This window comes from Streptomyces sp. NPDC047117 (assembly GCF_040643545.1).
In the GTDB taxonomy this organism is placed as follows: domain Bacteria; phylum Actinomycetota; class Actinomycetes; order Streptomycetales; family Streptomycetaceae; genus Streptomyces.
The window spans coordinates 131,870-157,187 of record NZ_JBEYUN010000001.1 but is presented as its reverse complement, the minus strand read 5'-3'; the positions used below and the strand labels follow the sequence as shown (position 1 = coordinate 157,187).

The 25,318-nt window shown below is 71.3% G+C and carries 19 protein-coding genes; 5 read left to right on the top strand and 14 right to left on the bottom strand.

Features of this window, described 5'->3' with window-relative positions; translation table 11 throughout:
- Positions 1 to 248: 248 nt before the first annotated feature.
- The gene (locus ABZ840_RS00740; RefSeq protein ID WP_361551047.1) at positions 249 to 641 is read right to left on the bottom strand and encodes a hypothetical protein; all 393 of its coding nucleotides are present in this window, start codon (positions 639 to 641) and stop codon (positions 249 to 251) included.
- A 120-nt stretch (positions 642 to 761) separates the two neighbouring features.
- On the opposite strand from ABZ840_RS00740, the gene ABZ840_RS00735 reads away from it, so the two are divergent.
- The 3 genes from ABZ840_RS00735 to ABZ840_RS00725 all read left to right on the top strand — a co-directional run bounded on the left by ABZ840_RS00735 (position 762) and on the right by ABZ840_RS00725 (position 2,713).
- Positions 762 to 1,547, top strand: coding sequence for an alpha/beta fold hydrolase (locus tag ABZ840_RS00735; RefSeq protein WP_361551044.1), 786 nt, complete (start codon positions 762 to 764; stop codon positions 1,545 to 1,547).
- A gap of 23 nt (positions 1,548 to 1,570) precedes the next feature.
- A complete protein-coding gene (locus tag ABZ840_RS00730; protein WP_361551041.1) occupies positions 1,571 to 2,359 on the top strand; it encodes a MerR family transcriptional regulator in 789 nt (262 codons plus the stop codon).
- 192 nt (positions 2,360 to 2,551) lie between these two features.
- Positions 2,552 to 2,713, top strand: coding sequence for a hypothetical protein (locus ABZ840_RS00725; protein WP_361551038.1), 162 nt, complete (start codon positions 2,552 to 2,554; stop codon positions 2,711 to 2,713).
- Between the two features lie 40 nt (positions 2,714 to 2,753).
- Here the strand turns inward: ABZ840_RS00725 and ABZ840_RS00720 are convergent, their stop codons facing one another.
- From ABZ840_RS00720 to ABZ840_RS00660, 13 genes are all read right to left on the bottom strand, one after another.
- Positions 2,754 to 3,902 carry a DUF6596 domain-containing protein gene (locus tag ABZ840_RS00720; protein WP_361552287.1) on the bottom strand — a complete coding sequence of 383 codons (1,149 nt, stop codon included), beginning with the start codon at positions 3,900 to 3,902 and terminating at the stop codon, positions 2,754 to 2,756.
- Positions 3,903 to 3,967: 65 nt separating this feature from the next.
- Complete coding sequence (locus tag ABZ840_RS00715) at positions 3,968 to 4,375, bottom strand: YciI family protein (protein WP_361551035.1); 408 nt, start codon at positions 4,373 to 4,375, stop codon at positions 3,968 to 3,970.
- 205 nt (positions 4,376 to 4,580) lie between these two features.
- Positions 4,581 to 5,798, bottom strand: coding sequence for a cytochrome P450 (locus ABZ840_RS00710; RefSeq protein WP_361551032.1), 1,218 nt, complete (start codon positions 5,796 to 5,798; stop codon positions 4,581 to 4,583).
- A gap of 2 nt (positions 5,799 to 5,800) precedes the next feature.
- Positions 5,801 to 6,568, bottom strand: coding sequence for an FkbM family methyltransferase (locus tag ABZ840_RS00705; protein WP_361552284.1), 768 nt, complete (start codon positions 6,566 to 6,568; stop codon positions 5,801 to 5,803).
- A 12-nt stretch (positions 6,569 to 6,580) separates the two neighbouring features.
- Positions 6,581 to 6,793: an MbtH family NRPS accessory protein gene (locus ABZ840_RS00700; protein ID WP_361551029.1), complete on the bottom strand. Its 213-nt coding sequence runs from the start codon at positions 6,791 to 6,793 to the stop codon at positions 6,581 to 6,583.
- A gap of 84 nt (positions 6,794 to 6,877) precedes the next feature.
- Positions 6,878 to 9,700 (bottom strand): amino acid adenylation domain-containing protein, encoded by a 2,823-nt coding sequence (locus ABZ840_RS00695; RefSeq protein ID WP_361551026.1) that lies wholly within the window; start codon positions 9,698 to 9,700, stop codon positions 6,878 to 6,880.
- Positions 9,697 to 10,413, bottom strand: a complete 717-nt coding sequence (locus ABZ840_RS00690) for an alpha/beta fold hydrolase (RefSeq protein ID WP_361551023.1) — start codon at positions 10,411 to 10,413, stop codon at positions 9,697 to 9,699. The genes ABZ840_RS00695 and ABZ840_RS00690 overlap by 4 nt, the downstream gene beginning before the upstream one ends.
- Positions 10,414 to 10,445: 32 nt before the next feature.
- Positions 10,446 to 13,721: an amino acid adenylation domain-containing protein gene (locus ABZ840_RS00685; RefSeq protein WP_361551020.1), complete on the bottom strand. Its 3,276-nt coding sequence runs from the start codon at positions 13,719 to 13,721 to the stop codon at positions 10,446 to 10,448.
- Complete coding sequence (locus tag ABZ840_RS00680) at positions 13,718 to 15,499, bottom strand: non-ribosomal peptide synthetase (protein WP_361551018.1); 1,782 nt, start codon at positions 15,497 to 15,499, stop codon at positions 13,718 to 13,720. Before ABZ840_RS00680 ends, ABZ840_RS00685 begins: the two co-directional genes overlap by 4 nt.
- A complete protein-coding gene (locus tag ABZ840_RS00675; RefSeq protein ID WP_361551015.1) occupies positions 15,496 to 17,133 on the bottom strand; it encodes a PhpK family radical SAM P-methyltransferase in 1,638 nt (545 codons plus the stop codon). The genes ABZ840_RS00680 and ABZ840_RS00675 overlap by 4 nt, the downstream gene beginning before the upstream one ends.
- Positions 17,134 to 17,167: 34 nt before the next feature.
- Complete coding sequence (locus ABZ840_RS00670; RefSeq protein ID WP_361551012.1) at positions 17,168 to 18,193, bottom strand: TauD/TfdA family dioxygenase; 1,026 nt, start codon at positions 18,191 to 18,193, stop codon at positions 17,168 to 17,170.
- Positions 18,193 to 18,981, bottom strand: coding sequence for an alpha/beta fold hydrolase (locus tag ABZ840_RS00665; protein WP_361551009.1), 789 nt, complete (start codon positions 18,979 to 18,981; stop codon positions 18,193 to 18,195). Before ABZ840_RS00665 ends, ABZ840_RS00670 begins: the two co-directional genes overlap by 1 nt.
- Positions 18,978 to 20,783: a condensation domain-containing protein gene (locus ABZ840_RS00660; RefSeq protein ID WP_361551006.1), complete on the bottom strand. Its 1,806-nt coding sequence runs from the start codon at positions 20,781 to 20,783 to the stop codon at positions 18,978 to 18,980. Before ABZ840_RS00660 ends, ABZ840_RS00665 begins: the two co-directional genes overlap by 4 nt.
- Positions 20,784 to 21,092: 309 nt before the next feature.
- Here ABZ840_RS00660 and ABZ840_RS00655 point away from each other — a divergent pair, with 309 nt between their 5' ends.
- Both ABZ840_RS00655 and ABZ840_RS00650 read left to right on the top strand, forming a co-directional pair.
- Positions 21,093 to 24,281 carry an amino acid adenylation domain-containing protein gene (locus ABZ840_RS00655; protein WP_361551003.1) on the top strand — a complete coding sequence of 1,063 codons (3,189 nt, stop codon included), beginning with the start codon at positions 21,093 to 21,095 and terminating at the stop codon, positions 24,279 to 24,281.
- Positions 24,282 to 24,360: 79 nt separating this feature from the next.
- Positions 24,361 to 25,254: an alpha/beta hydrolase gene (locus ABZ840_RS00650; protein WP_361551000.1), complete on the top strand. Its 894-nt coding sequence runs from the start codon at positions 24,361 to 24,363 to the stop codon at positions 25,252 to 25,254.
- The last annotated feature ends 64 nt before the right edge of the window (positions 25,255 to 25,318 follow it).

Sequence of the window (25,318 nt, the reverse complement as noted above, 5' to 3'; positions counted from 1 at the left end):
GGTTCTCCCCTGACGCGACGTGCCGCGCCGCCCCGTTGGGACGACGCGACAACTGCGTCCCTGTCGCAACAAGAATGCTGCATGACATACCGCGCCTACAACGCTTACTCGACCTTTAGTGAAAGTGGGGGTATACCGGTGTGACTACTGGTATAAGCGGGATCGGTGGTGGGGTAGCCGCTGGCCGGACGGCCCGCCCGACAGCCCGTCAGGCGGTCAGGCGGAGTTGTGCGTCAGGCCGCGGTGAGTCAGGCGCGGCGGCGGAAGGCCTTGCGTACGAAGCGGACGAGCAGCCAGATCAGCAGCGCCACGACCACGATGAAGAGGATCAGGAGCACGACCAGGAAGATGCCGAGCTTCTTGAAGAACCCGCGCTTCTTCTTCGTCGGCTTCTCCTTGCTCACCGACACCTTGTGAACCGTCTTGGTCGTGGGGCGGTGGACGGTGGAGCCCGAGTGCTTGTGGACGTGCGAGCCGTGGGCCGAGGCGGCTACGGCGGTGGTGTGCATGGTGCTCGCCGACTCCGACTGCCTCTGCTCGGTGGAGTGTTGGGCGGCCATCGCCGTTGTGGGTGCGGCCAGCAGCAGCGTCGTGCCGAGCAGTGCGCTCAGGATGGCGGTCAGCCAGCGGCTGGGTGTCATGTGGGCCCCCAAAGAGGTGCATCGGTGCGGTGGTGATCACCTCATTATCCTGATCCGAGGGAGTGGTTGATCCTGATGCAGTTGCCCCTGACGCAGGGGCAGCCTCGCAGAGTGGCCGGTATGACGACGATGAAGGACAACGACGCGACCGCCATTGCCGGTCGGCGCTTTACGGTTCACCACGACGGCGTCACGATCCCGGTCACCCGCGGCGGGCGGGGACGCCCGTTGGTGCTGTGTCCTGGGCTGAACTCGACACAGTCCGACCTGCACGAGTTGGTTACGCTCCTTCGGCGGGAGCACGACGTGGTGACCTTCGACCTCAGAGGGCACGGGCTCGCTTCGACCGCCGACCGGTACTCGTTCGACGCGTTCCTGAGTGATCTCATTGCTGTGATGGCGGAGGTCGACCTGCCCGCGGCGCCTGTGCTCGTGGGGTACTCACTGGGCGCGGACCTGGCTGTGCACTACGCCGCCGGGTTTCCCGACGCCGTCGCCGGGCTTGTCCTCATCGACGGGGCGAATCCACTGCCCGAACCGTTCATCACCGACATCGACCTGCCGGAGTTCCGCGCCATGGCGGAGGGCAGGCACGGCCATCAAATGAGGCTCACCGCACCGGACACTCTCCGCCTCAATCTGGAGATCGATGTGGTGCGGTCCACCCTCCTGGATCAGTACCGGGGGATCGCCCACCCCATCAGCATGATCATGTCGACTGCTATTGCGGGCGACAGCAGTGGGGGGCGTGCGCCGCGGCACAACCGGCTCTGGCGGGCCGGCATCGAGCGGCTTCTCCGTGAGCGTCCGCGCACCTCCGTGTCCTGGCTCGACGCCGACCACCGACTGGTATTCACTCACGCCCCGGAGATCGCGGCACTGATCGGAGAACGGACCGCGGCTTGAGCCGGCCCTGGGAGACTGGAGCGATGCTGACCATCGGCGAGCTGGCGTCGTATGCCGGAGTGACGGTACGCGCGGTGCGGCACTACCACGCCAAAGGGCTGCTGCCGGAGCCGGAGCGGGACCACTCCGGCTACCGGAGGTACGACGGGCGTGCCGTGGTCGAGCTGATCAAGATCAGGACCCTGGCAGAGGCCGGGGTCCCCTTGGCGCGCGTACGGGAGCTGCTGCAGGCCGACGAGGGGGAGTTCGCCGCGGCGGTCGCGGACATCGACAGGCGGTTGAGGGAGGAGATCCGCGAGCGGCAGCGGCATCGGAAGCGGATCGCCCGCCTCGAGGCCGGGGACAACCTGGTGCTGCCTCCGGAGGTCGTCGAGTATCTCGACCTGCTGCGTGTGCTCGGGGTCGACGAGCGGATCGTCCAGGTCGAGCGCGACGGCTGGATCCCGCTGGCCGCGCACTCGCCCGAACGAGTACCGGAGTGGGTGGCACGCAAGCGGGAGCAGATCGCCGACCCGCGGCTCGTCGGCTTCTATCTCACTCTGGGGCAGGCGCTGGACCACACCGACGATGACCCGCAGCTGGTCGGGCTGGCCGACAAACTGGCCGCCTACGTCACGGAGGTGGCCGACGAACGGGGTGAGGAGTACGTCGACGACGCCGACATCGAGGTTCCGCTCGTCGAGCTGATGGACACCCTGGCGTTCGACACCGTGCCGCCGGCCCGCCGACTGATCGAACTGCTAACAGAACGCGGTTGGACCGGCTGGACCAGGCTGGGGCGTGTGGGACCGGAGAGAAGCCGGCGGGGGTAGGTGCGGTGGGCTGTCAGCGGTAGCGGTAGCGGTAGCGGTAACGGTAACGGTGGCGACAGCGGTGACTGTGGGGCGCGGCCGGCTGCCGCGCCCCAGCCGCCCTGTGGGATCCCGTCGGAGGTTCCGATCACCTGCTCAGGCCCCCCCCCACCGGCTCAGTAGTGACACCCCCTCCATGGCAAGCCTGAGCGCATGGAAGGGCTGCTCTTCTTCCCCGGTCTCGACAAGGGCGGAATCGTTGTGTGCTGGAACATGACATGGCCGACGGACAACGACACCCAGCGCAAGGTCTTCCTGTGCTTCGACGGCCGCTATTTCATCGACGCCCGAGACATCACCTGGGTGACCGACTGACGAGACGAACGCGTGGATGAGGCCAGCGGTATCGAGCCTCTCAGGCGCTTCGGTGCGTGTTCAGGCGGGCGGCCTGGCGGGTGAGGTGGTTGCGTTCGGCGAGGTTGGGGGCCTTGTGGGCCGCCTCGGCGTACAGGTGGGCTGCTGTCGCCAGGTCGCCGTTGCGTTCGTGGAGGTAGGCCGCCACCGCGGTGTGACGGGGGAGGGTGTCGTCGTTCAGGGCCGCGAGGGCTGCCAGGCCGGCGCGGGGACCGTCGGCCTCGCCCACGGCGACCGCGCGGTTGAGGCGGACGACGGGGCTGTCGGACAGGCGCGTGAGCTCGTCGTACCACTCGACGATCTGCACCCAGTCGGTCTCCTCGGCGGTGGGCGCGTCGGCGTGGAGCGCCGCGATGGCGGCCTGGGCCTGGAACTCGCCCAGCCGGTCACGGGCGAGCGCGGCCTGGAGGATGCCGATGCCCTCGGCGATCGATGTGGTGTCCCAGCGGCTGCGGTCCTGCTCGGCGAGCGGTACCAGGCTGCCGTCGGGCGCGGTCCGGGTGGCGCGCCGGGCGTGGTGGAGCAGCATGAGCGCGAGCAGCCCCGCCACCTCGGGGTGGTCGATCGCGGCCGCGAGCTGCCGGGTGAGGCGGATGGCTTCGGCGGCGAGGTCGACGTCGCCTGAGTAGCCCTCGTTGAAGACGAGGTAGAGGGTGCGGAGGACGGTGGCGACGTCGCCGGGGCGGTCGAAGCGGACACCGGAGACGGTGCGCTTGGCGCGGCTGATGCGCTGCGCCATCGTCGCCTCGGGCACCAGGTATGCCTGGGCGATCTGGCGGGTGGTGAGCCCGCCGACGGCGCGGAGCGTGAGCGCGACGGCGGACGACGGTGTCAGTGACGGGTGGGCGCACAGGAAGTAGAGCTGGAGTGTGTCGTCCACCGAGACCGCAGGGCCTGGCGGCGGCTCCTCGTCGACGAGATCCTCGCGCCGGCGGCGGGCGGTGTCCGCCCGGGTCGCGTCGAGGAACTTGCGCCAGGCCACGGTGATCAGCCAGCCCTTCGCGTCACGCGGAGGGCCGGTGGGCCATACGCGGACCGCCTCGACCAGCGCGTCCTGCACGGCGTCCTCGGCCGCCGCGAAGTCGGCTCCGCGGCGGACGAGGACGGTGAGGACACCCGGTGTGAGGCTCCTGAGCAGGACCTCGTCCAGCTGAGAGTCCTGAGGAGAGCCATGAGGAGAGTCCTCAGGAGACACCTGATCAGACACCTGAGGGGTCACTCCGTGATGGTGGGCGGCGCGGTCAGGAACGGGCGAACCTCCAGCCACTCGTGGATCGGCTTGCCGCCCGCGCCGGGGGCGGCCGACAGCTCCCCGGCCAGCTCGACGGCGCGCTCGTAGCTGTCGACGTCGATGATCATCCAGCCGGCGATGAGGTCCTTGGTCTCCGCGAACGGTCCGTCGGTGACCGGCGGGCGCCCTTCGCCGTCGTAGCGGACCCACGCGCCCTCGGGGGCGAGCGCCTGACCGTCGACGAACTCGCCCGTCTTCTCCAGCCGGGCCGCGAAGTCGTTCATGTACTGCACATGCGCCGAGATCTCCTCCGGGCTCCACTGATCCATCGGCACGTCGTTGACCGGCGCCGGGGCGCCGCGGTAGTGCTTCAGCAGCAGGTACTTGGCCATGATGGTTCTCCTCGGTGCTGGGTGCGGCCCATTGTGGTCGCGTTCACCTCGGGGACGGAGCCGGTCACGCGTTCTCGACATCGTGTCGTCCGAATTCTAAAAAATTCGGGGGAGGGGGCGGGGCGGAGCGGGGAAGCCACTTCCCGCGTGGTGTCGGGCCGCCTCGTGCCTGGGGCCCGCGTGTGCGGGGCCCAGGCAGGCCGGGTCAGCGCAGGGAGACCGGGAGGCGTTCGATGCCCCACATGAAGTTCGAGCGCTGGCGCTCTACGGGGCCGACGAGTTCCAGGTGGGTCACCTTCTCGGCGAGCACTTCGAGCAGCACCTTCAGCTCGGCGCGGGCGAGCGGTGCGCCGAGGCAGAAGTGCGGGCCGATGCCGAAGGTCAGGTGGCGGTTCGGGGTGCGGCCCAGGTCGAAGCGGTCCGGGTCGGGGAATGCCGTCTCGTCCCGGTTGACGGACGAGTTCCAGATGGCGACGGCCTGCCCCGCACGTACCTGCTGCCCACCGACCTCGACGTCCTTCTTGGCGACCCGGACGACGTGCAGGGCCGGGCTGGTGTACCGCAGGATCTCGTCGACGGCCGTGTCGATGGCGACCGAGCCCTCGCGCAGCCGCTGCCACTGGTCGGGGTTTTCGATGAGCGCCAGGAGCCCGGCCGCCGAGGCGTGGCGGGTGGTCTCGTTCGCGCCGGTCAGCAGCCCGTCGCAGTTGAGGAGTACCTCTTCGTCGGTCAGGGAGCGGCCGTCAAGATCGCCCTGGATGAGGGCGCTGACCACGTCGTCGCCGGGATTGCGTCGCCGTTCCTCCACCAGCTCGGTGTAGTAGAGGAAGATCTCCGAGTGGGCCTCGGTCTTCTCCAGGGCGCTCACCGGGCACTTTCCGTCGCCGCCCACCGAGGCGCCGAAGGCCGTGCTGGTGAGGTCGATCATCATCGCGCGCTCCGCCTGCGGCACGTTCATGATGTCGCAGATGATCGCCGCCGGCAGCACCGCGGCGACCTCGCTGACGAAGTCCACGGTCTCCTTGCGCAGTGCCTGCTCCACCAGCGGTTCGATGACCCGGCGCATGGACGCCTCCAGGCCGGAAACGACCTTCGGCAGGAACGCGGAGTTCATCAGCTGGCGCAGCCGCGGATGGGTCGGCGGGTCCGTGACGATCAGCTGCTTGCCCGCCGCGGCCTGCACCGCCGCCGGATCCGAGTCGATGCGCATGCCGCGCTCGGAGGTGAAGGCGTCGGTGTTGCGGTAGACCTCCAGCGCGGGCCGGTACGACATGACGGCCCAGAAACCGGGGCCCGGCGGGTGGTTGTTCCAGAAGACGGGCGTCGTGGCGCGCAGCCGCGCCCACAGCGCCACCGGGTCCCCGCCCTCGTACAGGGCCGGGTCCGCCACATCGACGGTGGTCGGATCGAGTGTGTCCGGCACCCTCATCCCGCCTTACCAGCCTTTCGTACGGCGAAGACCTCGTAGATCTCCGTTTCCGCGAGCAGTGCGTCCTGTTCCACGGCCACACCGAACCCGTGCTTCTCAAGCAGCGAGGTGAATGCCTTCAACGTGCCGTCCAGGTCGTGGACTTCGGCGACGACCTGCCGGACCTTCGGCCAGTCCGCCTCGTCCAGCCCGCGCAACACCTCCAGCTCGCTCTTCTCCACATCCACCTTCAGCAGGTCGATCGAGGTCACTCCGCGCTCCGCGATCACCTCCGACAGGGTGCGCACCGGGCACTCGATCTCCAGCACCTCGTGGCGGCCCGCCAGCATGTCCTCCACGTCCTCCTCGTCGAAGCCGCTGCGCAGCAGGAAGGACCTGGTCAGGGCTGCTTCCGACGCCGCGTCGGCGTGGAAGCCGGACATCACGGTGGAGTCGGGGTAGTACGTCAGCCGGCCCGTGCCGGAGTAGTCGGACAGAGCACACCTCGTCGCCGTCCCCTGGATGCCGTGCGTCTGCAGGTTGGTGCTCAGCGCGGTGTAGGGGATGGGTGCCGGCTCGAAGCAGTGGAACGTCAGGCCGGCGCACTCCGTGTGGAAGAACAGCGCCGACATGCCGATATTGGCGCCGACGTCGAACACCGTGCCCCCCGGCGACAGTGTGATCCCGTGCTGCATGTAGCAGCGCTCGGCGAAGATGTCCCGGTAGAGCAGGGCCGTCTCGCCCGAGCTGACGTGGGACACCATGAGCCCGTTGGGCAGGTTCATCTGCTGCACGCGCTAGGCCGCCGATCCGTCCGCGAGGGCCTGCCGCAGGCTCAGCGGGCGCATGTCGGTCCAGTGCTCGTCGACGTAAGCGACGCACTCCTCCTCGGTGCCGCTGAAGCCGGCCGGACGCCAGCCACCGGGGGTGGGGAGCTCGGCCGGGAACAGGCCGTACTGTTCCTCGGCGTTGATCAGGACGGTCCAGCGCTCGGGGCCGTTGTCGCTCATCTGCGGTTCCTTCGGTGTGGTGGTGTGGCGGTGGTGTCGTGTGACGGTGTGTTGGTGGGTAGGGGGCGGTCGTGACGGGGCCCGCTACCCAGCCGCTTCGGCCGCTGCGGTCACTTCGGCCGCTGCGGTCACTTCGGCCAGTGCCAGGCTCAGCTTTCTGACGGTCGGGTTGCGGTAGAGCTCGCGTACGGGGGCGTCGATCCCCTGCTCGCGCAGGCGCACCATGACGCGGATCGCCAGCAGGGAGTTCCCGCCGGACAGGAAGAAGTTGTCGTCCGCGGTGACCGGGGAACCCAGTACGTCCTGCCAAATGCGAGAGATCCGTATCGCAAGATCGGTGTCGGAGTCGGAGCCGGAGCCGGCACCGGGCGTCGGCTCGTCCGGGACCGGTGGCGTCCCTGGTTCCGGAAGGCGGGCGGCATCCAGCTTCCCGTTCCCGGTCACCGGCAGCCGCTCGATCCGGGTGAGGGTGCTGGGCACCATGTACGCGGGCAGCACCCGCTCCAGATGTGCGCGCAGCGCGTCCGGGTCGGCCTGCGGGCCCACGACGTACGCGTCCAGGTGCGCGTCCTCGGCGGCGCCGCGGTGGCGCAGGACGACGGCAGCGGCACGGACTTCCGGTGCTTCGAGCAGCAGGTTCCTGATCTCGTCCAGCTCGATCCGGTACCCGCGTACCTTCACCTGCCCGTCGAGCCGGCCCAGGTGTTCCAGCTGGCCGTCGTGGCGCAGCCGCCCCCGGTCGCCGCTTCGGTAGAGCCGCGCTCCGGGCCGCGGCGCGAGGTGGTCCGGGCGGAACCGCTGGGCCGTCAGGCCGGGACGGCCCAGGTAGCCACGCGCTACTCCGGCGCCGCCGACATGAATCTCGCCCGGTACCCCGGCCGGCAGCGGTCGCCCGTGCGGATCCAGGACATGGACCGACCAGCCGGGCAGCGGGGTCCCGATGGACCGGCTCCCTGCCAGGGCGTCGCGGCGGGTCAGCGTGACCCAGCTGCAGTGCACGGTCGTCTCGGTGATCCCGTACATGTTGACCACCCGGCACCGCTCCTCGGGGTGCGCGTCGAACCACGGCAGCAGCAGACGCGAGTCCAGGGGCTCGCCGCCGAAGACCAGCAGCCGTACGGCGAGCGAGGACGCGCCGGGACCCTCGGTGGACAGCAGTTGCACGAAGGCCGAGGGGGTCTGGTTGAGCACGGTCACGCGCTGGGTGTGCAGCAGCTCCCGGAACTCCTCCGGCACCCGGGCGACGTCCTCCGGCACGACGACCAGCCGGCCCCCGGTCGCCAGGCAGGCCCAGATCTCCCAGACCGAGAAGTCGAAGGCGAAGGAGTGGAAGAAGGTCCACACATCGCTGCCGGACAGGTGGAACTCGTCCCTGGTCGCGGTCAGCAGGGCGGCGAAGTTGCGGTGCTCCACGACCACGCCCTTGGGCCGGCCCGTCGACCCCGAGGTGTAGATGACGTAGGCGGGATCCTCCGGCCCGGCGGCCCGATTCCCGTGCGCATCGTCGTTGTCCTGCCGCACAGACCCGTCGGCGGGAGGCGGCGGTGCGACGTGCGGGACCCCCGCGAAGGCCGGCCGCGGCTCGTCGGCGAGCACCAGGGTCAGCCCCGCGTCCTCCGCCATGTACCGCAGCCGGTCCTCGGGGTACGACGGGTCGATCGGCACGTATGCGGCGCCCGACATCAGCACGCCGAGCAGGGCGGCGATCAGTTCGGTGCCGCGTGGCAGGCAGACACCCACGAGCCGGCCCGGACCGGCTCCCCGGGCACGCAGGAGGGTCGAGATCTCCGCGGCACGATCGACGAGCCGGCGGTACGTCAGTCCTTCCTCGCCGGGTGCGGTGACCGCCACGGCATCCGGCTGTTCCCCGGCCATGGCGGCCACCAGCTCGTGGATGGTGGCCCTTGCCATCGGTACCGACTCCGCCGTGGCAACAGGCGTCGTGGCCGCGTACGCCGTCCCGCCGACATGGTCCCGAACCTCGGTGAGCAACGACCGCACGGCCTCGGCAGCCACGATGTCGGCGCGGTAGTCGCAAGTCAGGAGCCAGGCGTCGGGCTCGTCGGCTTCATCGGTCCTGTTGGGCTCGTGGTCCAGGGAGAACGCCAGCGTCGCGGGGGTCGGCACGGGCGACCGCAGGAGCAGCCGCAAGCCCGCCGCTGCCAGCCGTTTCCGTGTAGCGGGGGGAGTGGGCAGCCGCAGCTCCAGCCCTTGGTCCGGCGCCGGCTCGCGCTGCTGCTCCGGTGCGTGCTGCTCCGGACCGGCGGCCGTGGTGTTGGCGTCCGCGTCCGGTCCTGGCCGACGCACCGTCAGGTGTACGGCCGCGCCTTCGGTTCTGCGGGCCAGCGCCACCGACAGCGCGGCGGTGACGGCGGCCTTCATGCCCTCGTCGTACTCAATATCAGCCCCGCCCTCGGCACTCTCCGCTCCCACCCGCACGGTGAGCACCTCCCGGGCACCGGGCAGCGCGGACAGTGCGCCCGCCGCCCAGTCCAGCGGGAGATCGGCCGCCTCCCGGGCAGGCGGTGGCGCAGGCGGCTGCGGCCACCCCGTCGCCGGAGGCGGCGGCACGCGGTGTTCGCCGGCCAGCAGGCAGGCCAGGTCGGCGAGTCCGCTCTCGTCCAGTGTGGCCGGGTGCGCGCTCACCACCAGGTCCTGGACGCCGTCGGCGTACGTCAGCAGGACGCCCCGGACCGGCGTGCCCTCCGTGACGATCGGGCGGGAGGCGGTGCGTCGGCGCATTGCGTCGGCCCGTGCGTCGTCGCTCGCGTACGGCAGGGTCTCCGTCCACAGCACCGGGGCGCGTGTGCCGGGCCGGACGGTCCCGAGTGCGCCGAGCCGGGCCTCGACGTCGGCGGCGGGGAGGGACCGCAGGGCCCGCAGGACGAGGGAGGTGGCCCGGTTCACGTGCGCTCCGCCACTGCCCGGGGCGCGAGGAGTCCGGCCATCGCCTGCAGCACGGGCTGCGGGTCCTCGGCGAGGTACATGTGGCCGCCGGGGAATTCGACCGTCGCGCAGTCCGCCGTCGTCATGTCCGCCCAGCCGCGGCAGTCCTCCGGTGTGACCAGGTGGTCCCGGGCACCCCGGAAGACCGTGATCGGTACGGGCAGCGGCGGGCCGTCGGCGAGCCGGTAGGACTCGTGCAGGGTGACGTCTGCACGCAGCACGGGAAGTACCACTTCGCGCAGGTCCGGGTCGGCGAGCGCGGGGTGCACATAGCCGGCGAGCTGCTCGACCTGGGCCACGAACGCGTCGTCGTCCAGGCCGGCGGAGTCCCGCCCGAGCGCGACGCCCGGCGCGGCGGAGCCGCTGACCATCAGCCGGACCGGCCCGGGGACACCGTTGGCATACGCGTGCCGGGCCAGTTCGAGGGCGAGTAGCGCGCCGAAGCTGTGGCCGAACAGGGCGTACGGGCCGCTGCGGGCAAAGGCGGCGACCGCCTGCGAAAGGTCGTCGATCGCCGCTGCCAGGTTGGTGTACGGGTCCTCGTGGTACCGCTCCTCGCGGCCGGCGGGCTGCAGCGGCTCGATGCTGATGCCCGCGGGCGGTTCCGGCCAGCCCCGGTAGAAAGTGGCGCCCGCGCCTGCGTACGGCAGGCACAGGATCGGGATCGAGGTCATGGACACTCCAGTGATCTCAGGAGCGGGCAGGGTCACGAGGAGGCGAGGCGTTCGCGGATGGTGTCTTCGATGTAGGCCGCCAGATCCCGCAGTACGGGGTTCTCGAAGACCGCTGTCATCGGGATGACCAGCCGGGCCTGGCGCTTGAGCCGGGCGACCACCCGGATGGCCAGCAGCGAATGCCCGCCGGCCTCGAAGAAGTGGTCGGTGGGCCGCAGGCCCTCCACTCCCAGGACCTCCTGGCAGATGCGGATCAACAACTCTTCGGTCGCGGTGAGCGGTGCCTCCTGCTCGGGCCCGGCCGGCTCGGCGGTGCCCGGTGCCGACGGCTTCAGCTCGGTGAGCGCCCTGCGGTCGACCTTGCCCGCGGGGGTCAGTGGCATGTCGTCCAGCACGGTGTAGGTCGAGGGGCGCATCCACTCCGGCAGGCGGGTTTCGGCGTGCTCGCGCAGCCGCTTCACCGGTGTGTCCGGCGTGGTGCGCACGAAGGCCGCGAGCACGGCCTCGCCGTCCTGCTCCCTGCGTACCACCGCGCAGTCGAGGATGTCGGGCAGCTCGGCCAGGACCGATTCGACCTCGCCCGGTTCGATCCGGTAGCCGCGGATCTTCACCTGCTCGTCGCTCCGCCCGAGGTACTCCAGCCGGCCGTCCCAGGTCCAGCGGGCCCGGTCACCGGTCCGGTACATCCGCGAGCCGTCCGACGCCCACGGGTCGGGCAGGAAGCGGGATGCCGTGAGGCCCGGACGGCCCAGATAGCCGTGCGCCAACGACGGGCCCGATACGAACAGTTCGCCGGGGGTGCCCACCGCGACGGGCTGCAGCGCGGTGTCCAGGATCCGTATCTGCTGGCCGGGCAGCGCACTGCCGAGATGCGGCTCCCCGGCGCCTGCCACGAGTGCCCATGTGGTGTCGACAGCCGACTCGGTCGTCCCGTAGACGTTCACTGCCTCCAGCACACCCGTGTCGCTCAGCGCGCTCAGCTTCTGCCACAGCGCGGCGGGAAGGGGCTCGCCGCCGATCCACAGGCGCAGGCCGCTGCCCGGCGCCAGCATCTTGGCCAACGGGTCCAGCAGGTGCGCCGCGTGCGACGGCGTCAGGTCGAGGTCCGTGAGGCGCTGCTCTGCCACGGCTTCGGCCAGTCGCTCGGGGGAGCGGCGCAGGTCCTCGTCGAGGATGACCACGGTGTCGCCGCGGCACACCCGTACCCACTGCTGGACGGAGGCGTCGAAGGAAGGGCTGGCGTTCCAGCCGACGCGTCCGCCCGGCGCACGGATCACTCCGGCCTGTTCGAGTCCGGCCAGGAGCCCGGCCAGGGCACGACGGCCGACCTGAACTCCCTTGGGGCGCCCGGTGGAACCGGAGGTGTAGATGATGTACGCGGCCCGGTCCGGGTGTGCCGACGGGGCGGGCAGTGGTGCGTCGTCCGTGTGCGCCGAAGCCGTGGGCAGTGGTGCGTCGTCCGTGTGCGCCGAAGCCGTGGGCAGCGGTGTGTCGTCCGTGGGGACGGCACTGTCGAGCGGGACGACGGCCGCCGCGTCTGCCAACGCCTCCGCCTCCGTACCCGCGTCCGCGGTGAGCACCAGCCCGGCACCGCTGTCCCGGACCATGTGGGCCAGGCGCTCGGCCGGATAGCCGGGGTCCAGCGGCAGGTAGGCGGCACCGGCGCGCAGCACGCCGAGAATCGCGGCGAGCAGCCCCGCCGAACGCGGCAGGCACAGTCCCACCACCGTGTCGGCGGCCACCCCGTGTGCCGTCACGAGCCGGGCGATCGCCTCGGCCCTGGCGTCCAGCTCGGCGAACGACAGCGTGGTCTCCCCGTCGATGACCGCCGCCGCGTCCGGATTCGCCGCCACCGCGGCCCGGAAGCGCTCCAGCACCGGGATCGTCTCGCCGGCCGAGGGCGCGCCCGCGCCCAGGGCGTGCGTACGGGCCTCGGCCTCGGCGTCCTGGACGGGCAGCTGGGCCAGCGGGGTGTCGGGCCGGGCGGTCACCGTACGCAGCAGGAACGCGAAGCGCCCGGCCAGTGCGTCGATGCTGCGCTGCTCGAACAGGTCGCTGGCGTAGTAGAAGTCGAAACGCAGTCCTCCCGACGGCTGCACGATGTAGTCCACCGCGAGGTCGTAGCGTGTGATGTCCGGCTGGACGTCGAGGGCCGCGACCCGGACGCCGTCGATGGCCGGCTGCGGCTGCTTCTCCATGTTGAAGGCGATCTGCACCAGCGGGTTGTGGGCCAGGGTCCGCTCCGGCGCGATCTCCTCCACCAGTCGGTCGAAGGACAGGCCCTGGTGGTCGTACGCGTCCAGTGACGACTCGCGCGCCGCCGCCACCAGGTCGCGGAACGTACCGGCCAGGTCGACGCGGGCACGCAGGGGCAGCAGGTTCATGAAGAACCCGACCAGTTCCTCCGTTTCGGACGTCTCCCGGTTGGCCGCCGGCATGCCGACGATGAAGTCGTCCCGGCCCGACCAGCGGGCGATCAGCAGCTGGAACGCGGCGAGCAGGACCATGTGCGTCGAGGCACCGGACTCCTTCGCCAGCGCGCCGAGGGCAGCGGACGACTCGGCCGGTACCTCGTACGACCGGCAGCGCCCGGCGAACGACTGGGCATCGGGGCGCGGCCGGTCCAGGGGCAGGGCCAGTACGTCCGGGCAGCCGTCCAGGTGCGCCCGCCAGAACTTCAGGTCCTCGGCGAACTCACCGGCCGCGAAGCGCGCCCGTTCCCAGGACGCGAAGTCGGCGAACTGGACGGGCAGCGGCGGGAAGTCCGGTGCGTTGCCCGCGCTCAGCGCCGCGTACGCCGTGCTCAGCTCCCGGAAGACGACGTCCATCGACCAGCCGTCGGTGGCGATGTGATGGATGACCAGCAGGAACACATGCTCCTCGGCACCGAGGCGGAACAGCCGGGCCCGCAGCACCGGCCCCCGCACGAGGTCGAACGGCAGGTCCACCGCGGCGCGGATCTCCCGGTCCAGCGCCGCATCGGCGCTCTCGTCCGCGCCGGGCTCGACGGGCGTCACCGCGAGGCCGAGCGAGAACGGCTCGTGCACCAGCTGGAACGGCTCCCCGTCCCGGGAGGTGAAGGTGGTGCGCAGCGTCTCGTGCCGCGCGACCACCGCGTCGAGGGCGCCGGCCAGCGCGTCGACGTCCAGGGGTCCGCTCATCCGCAGCGCGTACGGGTAGACGAACTCCAGGCCGCGCCGGCCCATCTTGTCCGCGAACCACAGACGCGCCTGCGAGAAGGAGGCCGGTGTCGGGCCGTCCCGATCGACGCGGGTCAGGACGGCGGGCTGCGCATGCTGGTCACTCACGAGGCGGTTCCTTGGTTGCTCGGTAGCGGACGGACCTGTGCGGTCTCGTGACGTACAGCCGCGGCGAAGCCGCGAAGGGTCGGGTTCTCGAAGAGCGCCCTGGGCCGCATGCGCACTCCGAGACGCTCCCGGCAGCGGTTGAGGACGCGGCCGACCGCCAGTGAGTCACCGCCGAGGTCGAAGAAGTCGTCGGTGACCGCGATCCGCTGTCGGCCCAGTACCTCGGCCCAGATCAGCGCGATGTCCTTCGCCACCGGCTCCTGCGGCTCGGCGAACTCCGCAGTGGGGTCGGTGGTCTGCGCGGGCAGCGGCAGCGCCGCGTGATCGACCTTGCCGTTGACGCCCACGGGGAGGGCGTCGAGCACCACGACGGTGGCCGGGACCAGGTGCGTGGGCAGCAGATCGCGCAACCGGTCGCGCAGCTCCGGCCCGGACAGGGTCCCCCCGGGCGCGGGCACCGCGTAACCGACCAGCCCGGGCCCGGCCGGCAGGTCCTCGCGCAGGACGACCGCGGTACCCGCCACGCCGGGAAGGGGTGCCAACGCCGCCTCGGCTTCGCCGAGTTCGACCCGATGGCCGCGCACCTTCACCTGGCGGTCCCGGCGCCGTACGAACTCCAGCAGGCCGTCCGGGTGCCGCCGGACCAGGTCTCCGGTGCGGTACATCCGGCCGCCGTCGCCGGACAGCGGGTCGGGCAGGAACGCTGCCGCCGTGCGGCCGGGCAGGCCCCGGTAACCGCGTCCGACGCCCGGTCCTGCGAGGTACAGCTCGCCGACCTCGCCCGCCGGCACCGGCCGCAACCGCGGGTCCAGGACGTGGCACCGCACCCCGGGCAGCGGGTCCCCGAGGTGCGGCAGGTCGCCGTCGACCGGTGCGGCCGTGGCGTCGACGGTGCACTCGGTCGGGCCGTACACGTTCCAGGACCGCAGCCCCTGTGTGTCCGCGAGGTGGCGCAGCTCGGCCCACAGCGCGTGCGATATCGGCTCGCCGCCGACCAGCAGGCGCAGGGGCAGGCGGGCGGCGGCCAGCGGTGCGGTCAGCTGGGCGAGGTGGGAGGGGACCACGTCCAGGTCGGTCACGGCGTGCCGGACGAGGTGGTCGACCATGGCCTGCGGATCGGTGCGGGTCTCCTCGTCGAGCAGGACCAGGGTGTCGCCGCGGCACAGACGGATCCACTGCTGGACGGAGGCGTCGAAGGACGCGCTCGCGTTCCAGGCGACCCGGGACGGCCCGACGTCCCGCAGCACCGTCGCCTCCAGACCGCGCAGCAGATGTCCGGCGTTGCCGTGGGTGATCTCGACCGCCTTGGGCCGGCCGGTGGTGCCCGAGGTGTACAGCACGTACGCCGTCTCCTCGGGCCGCACGCTCCGCGTATCCGCGGTGCCCGTCGGTGGCAGCGGCCGCGTTACGTCCACCTCGGTGCAGGGCACCGGGGCCGCGGGCGGTTGCAGGCCGGGCCCCGTCAGGACCAGGCGCGCACCGGAGTCCGCCAGCATGTGGCGCAGCCGGTCCGCCGGGTGGCGCGGATCCAGCGGCAGGTAGGCGCACCCCGCCTTGAGGACCGCGAGGAGCGCCACCACCAGCTCGGCTCCCCGGTTGAAGTGCAGGCCGACCACGGACTGCCGGGGTGTGCCGTCGCGGACGAGCCGCGCGCAGAGCCGATCGGACAGTTCCTCCAGCTCCCGGTAGGACAGCTCGCCGGTGTCGGTGACGACGGCCGGGCGCTCCGGGTGGGCGCGGGCCGCCGCACTGATGACGGTGTGGACGCCGCAGCTCACGAGGCGTTCCAGGAGAAGCGCGCGGGGGCCATGTCGAGGGCCGCCACGTCCTTGGCCAGCCGTTCGTTCAGCGCGGCGAGCCGGCCGGCATCCGGGTGCTGTCCGTCGCGTTCGCGCATCAGCTCCTGGGAGGTGCGCAGCAGCGGGACGAGCTGGTCGACGCCGAGGCCCTTGCCGTCCAGGTACGGCAGCGACCAGAAGTCGAAGTCGTACAGCGGCAGCCACACCGACTCCGTCACCCGGTCGAACATCGTGTCGCACCAGGCGGCCGCCTCGGCCGAGGTCATCGTCGCGTGCGACCAGTCGTACGCGGCGCCCTCGATGCCGTAGACCTCCTTGTTGCGGTACACGGGGGAGCGCGGGTTGCCCCACCAGGGCTGGGCGCGCCAGAACGTCGGGCCCGTCTCGTTGACGAAGTCGATGGTGTTCTGCATCGTGCGCTCGTTCTCGCCGGGGAATCCGACGATGATCGAGGCGAAGGTCGTGATGTCACGTTCCTTCAGCCGGGCGATGCCGGCCCGGTACTGCGAGTCCTGCGCCAGCTTGTTCATGTTGGCGAGGATGTCGGCGTCCCCCGACTCGATGCCGAGGAAGACACCGCGGCAGCCGCTCGCCGCCGCCAGGTCGAAGGTCTCCTCGTCCCGCGCGTTGGAGCAGCGGAAGTAGGAGTACCAGTCGAGGCCGAGGTCCTCCTCGATCATCATGCGGCACAGTTCCTTGAACCGCTTCGGCGGCACATTGAACGTGTCGTCGACGAACACCACGTTGCGCACGCCGAGTTCGGCCATCGCCCGCAGTTCCTTGCGGACGGTCTCCACCGACGCGGTCGTCAGCGCGCCGGCCCGGGTGGGGTAGTCGCAGAAGCTGCATTTGAAGGCGCAGCTGCGGGCCGTACGGGTCTGCGCGGTCGTCCCGATCTGCTCGGGTGTGAAGGCGCCCCAGTCGATCGCGCAGGCGTCCAGGTCGTTCGTCTCGGGCTTGCGGGAATTCGCGACCCAGTCGTCCTCGGGGCAGGTGATCAGGTTCGGCACGCTGTCCAGCGGCTTTCCGCCGAGGACCGCCCGGCACAGCTCCGCCAGGGCGTGCTCGCCCTGCGACTCGCGGACGTAGCTGTCCGCACCCATTCCGTGGAAGAGGTCCTGGACCTCGTCGGTGATGCCGTCGAGGCAGAGATTGTCGACGAGCGGGCCGCCTACGACGATGTGCGAGGTGGGCGAGTGCTTGCGGACGAATTCGACGACCGGGATGACCGAGAGGATGTTGACGTAGAAGGTGGTGGTGACGGCCACCACGGCCGGCCGTCCGGCGAGCAGCTCCGCGAGTCGTTCCTGCTCGGCTCCGAACAGCGACACCGTCTCGGTGCGGATGGCGTGCCGGCGCAGGAAGTTGGTCAGGTACAGGCTGGCGAGGTTGAAGACCTCACCCACGTGATAGCGGTCGTTGCGTCCGGTGGCCTTGTTGCGCAGCGTGTTGAGGGCGTCCATCCAGGGCATCGGACGGCCGTCGATCTCAAGATGTTCCTTGCGGTAGATCTGCCACTCGGGCGAGTTCTTCCCGCTCCGCTCGCACATCAGGCGGTAGTCCTGGAAGTCGCCCTCGTTGTAGCCGATGACGACGCAGTCGAGTTCCGGCATCTGGTGGATGCTCCAAGGGTCGTGGGGGCGGCGATCAGGCGATGGCGTGGGGCGTGGGCGGCACGGTCGGTGCGCACGAGTCGAGCGCGACAGGTTCTCCCATGGCGACGAGGATCTTCCGCTCGCCTTCGTAGGCGTCGCGTCCGTGGGCGGACAGGACGTTGTCGACGAGCATCAGGTCGCCCACCTGCCAGCGCTCGCGGCGAGTGGCCGCCTCGTACGCCGCGTTGAGTGTGTGTACGTCGTCCTCGGTCAGTGCGGTGCCGTCCCCGAAGGCGGTGTCGAACGGCAGGGCGTCCTCGCCGTACGTCATCTCCAGTACGTCCAGGACTTCCTCGTCCAGGGACCAGCGGCTCCAGAACGCGGCATGGTTGAACCACACCTCTTCCCCGGTCACCGGGTGGCGGACCAGGGCCGACCGGCGCTGAGCGGTGCGCAGCGAGGACTCGCCCACCCACTCGCAGCCGATCAGGTTGCGCGCGCAGTACTCCTCCACGTCCTCGCGGCGGTCGGTGGCGAAAGCGGTGGGCCACGGGAGGCCGACGTGCTCGTGGTAGTGGCGTGTCAGCAGCCATCCGTGCGCCCGGAAGCGCTCGACGAGCGGCGCCGGGAGGGCGGCGAGGACCTCGCGTACATCGGCAACGGTGGTGGCGCCGCCCTCGTCGGGGGCCTGGAGACAGCCGAACAGCAGCAGGCCGGGGAAGTCCAGCGTGTAACTGTTCTCGTTGTGCAGGTGGATGGCCTGCTGGCGCGGCAGGTCGGTGGAGGAGTACACGTCCTCGCCGTAGGAGCTGCGGGGCGTGGCCTTCTCCCGGTACGCGGCCCGCTCCTGGACCAGCACGTCCCGCAGCCGGGCGAACTCCTCCGGCCGGCGCATCGGCAGCCCGCGGAGGAGCAGCTGCCCGTGCCGCAGCAGCTCCGCACGGATCGCCGTACGGTGCTCGGCCAGCCAGGCGCGCGCCGCGTCGACATCGTCCAGCGTGGGTGTGGTCAGCACAGGGGGCTTGCCGGGGTCCAGCCGGACCGGCAGGCCGGTGGGGGCGAGGGCGTCGGGCTTCATCAGAGGGGTCTCCGCTCCTTCAGGTGCTGACGCACCACCGCCGTGACGGTGGCCATGTGGTCGTGGAGGTAGAAGTGGCCACCGGAAAGGACATGGACCTCGCACGTGCCGGTGGTCAGCTCCCGCCAGCGCTCCAGCCGGTCGACGGGTACGGCCGAGTCACGGTCGCCGCCGAAGGCGACGACCGGGCAGTCCAGCCGCCGGTCCGCGCCGCCGTAGGAGTAGCTGTCGGTGACGGCCATGTCCGTGCGGCAGGCGTCCATGACGAGGTCCATCAGGTCGGGCTCCAGCAAGAGGTCCTCCGGCACCCCGCCCCGCTCCTTCAGCAGCGCCAGGAGTTCGTCGTCGGTGAGCTCGGTGGGGGACGTCGATGCTGCGCGGTGCACATGTGCCGCCGCCGCGGCGGACGGGTGGAACGCGGCGGCCGGGCGGCCGGCCCGCTGCAACCGCCAGCACACCTCGAAGCCGACCAGCGCGCCCAGGCTGTGACCGAAGACGTGGACCGGGGTGTCCAGCCCGGCCAGTACCTCAGCGAGCGGGTCCGCCAGGGCGGCGATGTCGGTCGCGGGCGTCTGGCCGTAGCGCGCCCCGCGCCCGGGGTACTGCGCGGCGACCACACGTACGTCGCTGGGGAGCCAGCGTGCCCAGTCGCTGTAACCCTGCGCGGAGCCGCCGGAGTGCGGCAGGAGGACGAGAGTGGCGGTGGCCGCAGCGGTACGGGGACGGGTGTCCCACAGCCACCGCTGTTCCTCCCTGCTCTCCGCCGCCTCGCCGGGCGGCGCGCTCACGTGCCGGCTCCCGGGCCCGCTGCTGTCCGGGGGCCGTCGGCCGGTGGACCGGCCGCTTCTCGGATGAGAGCGGTCAGGTGCTCCGCCAGCGCCGCGAGTCCGCTGTGCTTGAAGATCGTTCGGACCGGGATGCGGAGCCCGGTCTCCTCCGAGAGGCGGTTGGCGACCCGGGTCGCCGCGAGCGAAGTGCCGCCGCACAGGAAGAAATTGGCTTCGCGATGCAGTGCACCGGAGCCGAGCACCGCGCTCCAGACCTCGGCGACCAGCTCCTCCACCGGACCCTTGGGAGCGGTACCCGCAGCCGTCTCGGGTGCGGTCCCGGGAACGGGCTCGCCGGTGCGGCGCGTCGCGCCCGGTACGGCGGCTCCGTCCGTCAGCTCCCGCAGTGTGCGGCTGGGGTGTGCCGCGGCGGAGTCGAGGAGCCGCAGATACGCCCGGCCCAGCTCGTCGATCGTGGACCGGTCGAACAGGTCGGTACGGAACGCCAGGTGGACGCGTACGTCCTGGTCACCGGAGGTCAGGTACAGGGTCAGGTCCTCCTGCACGTCCAGGTCCTCCGGCGGCAGGTGCTCGACGGTCACGCCGGGCAGTGCCATGGGCGTGGTGAGTTCCTCATGGGAGGCTACGGTGACCTGGACGAGCGGGTTGTGGCCGGCGGAGCGCGGCAGGTCCAGCTTCTCCAGCAGCAGCTCGAACGGCAGGTCATCGTGCTTGTAGGCGTCGATGAGGCCGCGTCCGGTGCGGGCCAGGAAATCCGCGAAGGGCTCGTCGGGAGTGCATGCGGCCCGGATCGGCAGGACGTTGACGAAGAACCCGATCAGCGGTTCCGTCTCGGGCAGCGCACGGTTCGCGGTGGTGATGCCGGTGACCAGGTCATTCTGGCCCGACCAGGCGGCGAGGAGCGCCTGGAAGGCGGCGAACTGCACCGCGAAACGCGTCGTGCCCTGCGCGAGGGCCAGGTCCCCGACCGCGGCGGAGGTGGCGCGCGGCACCACGTGCTCGACCCGGCCGCCGATGCTGGAGCGGAACGGCGGACGCGGCCGATCGGTGGGCAGGCTGAGCAGGGCAGGAGCGCCGGAGAGCCGCGCACGCCAGTGGTCCAGCGCGGCCTCGTGCTCGCCCTCGTCATCGGCGAGCGCGCGCTGCCAGGCGGCGTAATCCGGGTACTGGACGGCCAGTTCGGGGAGCTCGGCGACGTCCGCGAGGACATCGGGGTCGGTGACCGACGGCAGGCTCACCGCCGCGGCGTAGAGCGCCGCCAGCTCGCGGTGGAAGATGTCCATCGACCAGCCGTCGTTGGCGATGTGGTGGAAGACCGCGACCAGGACGTGGTCGTCCGGCGCGAGGCGGAACAGCCGGGCCCGCAGCAGCGGGTCGCGTGCCAGGTCGAACGGTTCCCGGGTGAAGGCGCGACGCATCTCGGCCAGTTCGGCCTCGTCGGCGACCTCTTCCGGAACGAGGGCGAAGGCGCTCGGAGCGGCGATGACCTGGCGTAACTGCCCCTGCTCCAGGGTGAAGTGGGTACGCAGGACCTCGTGCCGGGCGAGTACGGCGCCGAACGCCGCCGCCAGGGCGTCCACGTCGAGGGGACCGGTGAGCCGGTAGCCGTGCGGAGCCGTCAGTGCGCGGTCGTCGTCCCCGGCGACCTCGTGGGTCAGCCACATGCCCTGCTGGGCATGTGAGGCACGCAAGGGCGCGGTCCGGTCCGCGAGCGGCACGACAGCGGTGGGTGGTGCGTCCTCCGTGTGGTCCAGCCACGTCTGAAGGAGGTCGCCCGGCGAGGCCGGCTGTTGGTCAGTCAAGGTGAAGCTACCCTTCCCCCGCAACTCCCGGCCGCCTTATGGGCGGACGAAAGTGTCACAAGCTCAGTTTGTGAGCGCTGGGGCTCAGTATCATCATCGAGTCGGAGGATGACTAGTCTTGTATGTCCTCTACGCCCGGCATAATCTGCGGGGTGCTCCGCCCCCGATCTGGCGTTTCCGCAGGCGGCCCGCCGGGGCAGCGCATTTCTCCGGCCAGTTCCTGCTGCTCCGGAAGGCCGGTACGGCTCCGAGCGCACCAGTCCGGGACTCCGGTTTCGTTTCCGCACCACCCAGGGGAAGAGGATCCGCATGAGCTCGTCCCAGCAACCGGCCGGCGACACGGACGCCCGGACGCGGCTTCTGCAGCGCTGGCTGGCGGACCGGCGCGGGCCGGGCGACGGCCCCGCCATCCCCGCGGCCGACCGTTCCGGCCCCCTGCGCACGTCCTCCGGACAGCGCCGACTCTGGTTCCAGGACCAGGCGGAAGAGGTCACCGGCGACCGCAACATCCCGTTCGCCTGGCGCCTCACCGGCGAACTCGATGTGCCGGCGCTGTTCGGAGCGCTCGACCTGCTGGTACGACGCCACGAGGCACTGCGCACCGCATTCCACGAGGACGGTTCGGACCTGCTGCAGACGGTCGGTGAACCGTATGTCTTCGACCGTACGGTGACCGACGCAGCCGGTTCCGGCGAAGGCGATGCGGGGACACTGATCGAGGCCGCGGCGTACGAGCCCTTCGACTGGACCGAGGGGCGTCTGCTGCGGGCCCGGCTGTTCCGGCTCGCGTCCGACGAGCACGTCCTGCTGCTCGTCGTCCCGCACCTGGTGATGGACGACTGGTCCGCCGACGTACTGCTGGGCGAACTCACCGCCGGATACACCGCACTGCACGAGGGCGCCGATCCGAAGCTGCCCGAACTGCGTGTGCAATACCCTGACTTCGCCGCGTGGCAGCGAACCCGGCTCGACAACGGCGCTCTGCAGCCCGGCATCGACCACTGGCTGCGCGCCCTGGACGGTGCGCCCACGGTGCTCGACCTGCCCACCGACCGCCCCCGCCCGGCCCTGAGCAGCCACCGGGCCGGCTGGACACCCCTGCGGCTGGACGCCGCGACGGTACGGGCCGTGGAGGAGCTGAGCGCACGCGAGAAGGCCACGCCGTTCATGACACTGCTGGCCGCGTACTGCGTCCTGCTCTCCCGCCGCTCCGGCAGGCACGACCTGGTGATCGGCAGCCCGGTGGCGGGGCGGGCACTGTCCGAGCTCGAACCGCTCATCGGCTTCTTCGTGAACACGCTTCCCCTGCGGGTCCGCACGGATCCGCAACGCTCCTTCGGCGACCTGCTCGGGCAGGTACGGGAGACGGTGCTCTCCGCCATGGAGCACCAGGACGTGCCCTTCGACCACCTGGTGCAGCTGCTCGCCCCGGAGCGCTCCACCGCGGCCAACCCCCTGGTCCAGGTCGCCTTCTCGCTGAACAACTCCGCCGCGCCGGGCCGCCGGCTGCCGGGGCTCGCCATGGAACCCCACCAGGTCACGGGCCGCTCAAGCCGTTACGACCTCGTCCTCGCCGTCGCGCCGGAAGGCGACGAGCTGCACGGGGAACTCGTCTACGACAGCGACCTGTTCGACGCCGAGACGGCCCGGCAGCTGGCCGCCGACTACCTCGCGACCCTGACCGCACTCGTCGCCGAGCCGGACACCCCCATGGCCCGCCTGACCGGGCGCACACCGCACGAGGCGGTGCTCGACGGCCCCACCGTCACCTACGACACGGACCTGAACGTGGCCGCGCTCGTGGCCGAGGCCGCGCGCCGTACCCCGGACCGCCTCGCGGTGCGCGCCCCCGACGGTGACTACGGGTTCGGCGAGCTGGACCGGCGCGCGAACGCCCTGGCGGCCGCGCTCCGCGAACACGGCGCGGGCCCCGAGCGGTCGGTCGGCGTCCACCTGGGGCGCTCCCGCCACCTGGTCACGGCCCTGCTCGCGGTGTGGAAGACGGGCGCGGCCTTTGTACCGCTCGACCCCACGCACCCCGAGGACCGCCTCAGCGGCATCGTCCGCGACGCCGATGTCTCCGTACTCGTCGCCGACGCCGCCTCACCCCTGGCCGGTGAGCACCTCCCGGTGATCGACCCGGCGTCCCCGGCGCTCGCCGACCACACCGAAGCACGCCCGGCCGGTCACCTTCCCGACGCGCTCGCGTACATCATCTACACGTCCGGTACGACCGGCGAACCCAAGGGCGTCGGCATCACCTACCGCAACGTCGCCAACCTCGTCACCGCAGTCGCCGGGCTGACCCCGCCGGAGGAGGGGCTCGGCGCGAACGTGCTGGCCCCCGCCTTCGACGGCTGGCTGTGGTCCACGCTCCTGCCGCTCGCTCATGGGCGGGGCGTCGTCCTCGCCGACCCGCTGGACGATGCGGACGGTGTCTTCGACGGCCGGGCCGACCTGGTCACCACGACGCCCTCGCTGCTGGCAGCACACCCGAAGCCGGCCGAGGGGACCGGGCCGAAAACCGTGATCGTCGCCGGTGAAGCGTGCCCGAAGGCGCTCGTCGACGGCTGGTCGGGCGGCCGGCGCTTCATCAACGCGTACGGCCCCACCGAGACCACCATCTGCGCCACCTGGGCCGACTCCCAGGCGGGCGACGACCCGGTCACGATCGGGCGGCCGCTGCCCAACTACCGCATCCGGGTGCTGGACCGCTACCTCCAGCCCGTCCCCGCGGGCACCCCCGGCGAGCTGTTCATCGCGGGGGAGGGCGTCGGGCGCGGCTACCGCAACCTGCCCGGACAGACCGCCGCGCGCTTCCTGCCGGACCCGTACGGCGGTGGCCGGATGTACCGGACCGGCGACCTGGTGCGGGTACGGGCCGACCGGACGGTGGAGTTCGTCGGCCGGGCCGACCAGCAGATCAAGGTCCGTGGCTTCCGCGTGGAGCCCGCGGGCATCGAGCGGCGCGCCGCAGCCGTACCGGGCGTGCGCAGTGCTGCCGTCTTCACCGTGCCCGACCCGCTCGCGCCCACTCTCGGACTGGCCCTCGTCCCCGACGAAACAGCGGGCGACGACCTCCAGGCCCAGGTGCGTACGGTGCTGCAGGCCGAGCTGCCGGACTTCATGGTGCCCACGCACCTCGTCCGCGTGGACCGGTTGCCGCTCACCCCCACCGGAAAGGTCGACGAGACCGCCCTCGCGCAGCTGGTCGAGGAGAGCACCGACGACGAGGCCGAGTCCGGGGCGGCGCCGGCGACCCCCTCCGAGCGGCTGGTCGCGGACATCTGGAGCAAGGTCCTGGAACGTCCCGTGCGCACGGTGGACGACAACTTCTTCGAGCTGGGCGGCCATTCACTGGTCGCCACGCAGATGGTGTCGCTGCTGCGCAAGGAGACCGGTCTGCGGCTGCGGATGCGTCTGCTGTACGCCCAGCCGACGGTGGGCGCGCTCGCCACCGAACTGGACCGGCTCGCGGCGGAGGCAGCGCAGGCCTGACGGACCATCCGCGACAGTTGCCCGACACCGCGTAGCACAGCTCAGCCGCCCGACACCGCACAGCGAGGAAGACAGCAGCATGCCGGAGTTCGCAGCAGCCGACGGGACCGGGCTCGCCTACCAGGTGCACGGCGACGGCCCGCCGCTGGTCGTTGTGCCCGGGGGGCCGGGCCGTGCGGGGGCGTACCTCGCGGGTCTCGCCGGTGCGGCAGGGCGGCGCTCCACGGTGATCCTCGACAACCGGGGGACCGGCGCCTCCCAGGCACCGGCCGACCCCGACTCGTACCGTTTCGAGCGGCTCGTGGACGACATCGAGGCGCTGCGCGTGCACCTGAAGCTGGAGCGCATCGACCTGATGGGCCACTCGTCGGCCGGCAACACCGCCCTGCTGTACGCGCTCCGCCACCCGGAGCGCGTCGCACGGCTGGTCCTCGTGTGCCCGAGCACGAGGGCCGTCGGCATCGGCGTCGAGGACTTCGAGGAGGCCCTGGCCCTGCGGTCACACGAGGAGTGGTACGCCGGCGCCCGCAGTGCGCTGGAGGCATGGACCGGCTCCGCCACCATCGAGGAGAGCGTGCCCCACCGGGAGCGGGCGGCACCGTTCTTCTACGGCCGCTGGGACGAGGCCGCGGAGGCACACGCCCGGGCGGAGACGCACGAGCTCTCCCCGCCCGCGGCGGCGGGCTTCTACGCCGGCATCACGGTCGATCCGGACGACACCAGGGCGGCAGCGGCGACGCTGACCACGCCGGTCCTGGTGGTGACCGGAGAGCTGGACCCGTTCCCCACCCCTGCCACGGGAGCGAAGCTCGCGGCTCTCTTCCCGCACGGCGAAAGCTTCGTCCAGCCGGGAGCGGGCCACTACCCATGGCTGGACGACAAGGAGACGCTCGCCGAGGCACTGCGCGTCTTCCTCGCCCGCCCGGTCAACGAAGGACTTCCGTCGGATCAGTCGGCGATCGGCTTGGGGTAGCGGACGTACTCTTCGCGGCGCTGGAATCCCACTGCCCCATTATCCGGCTCCGCACGTAACCGTC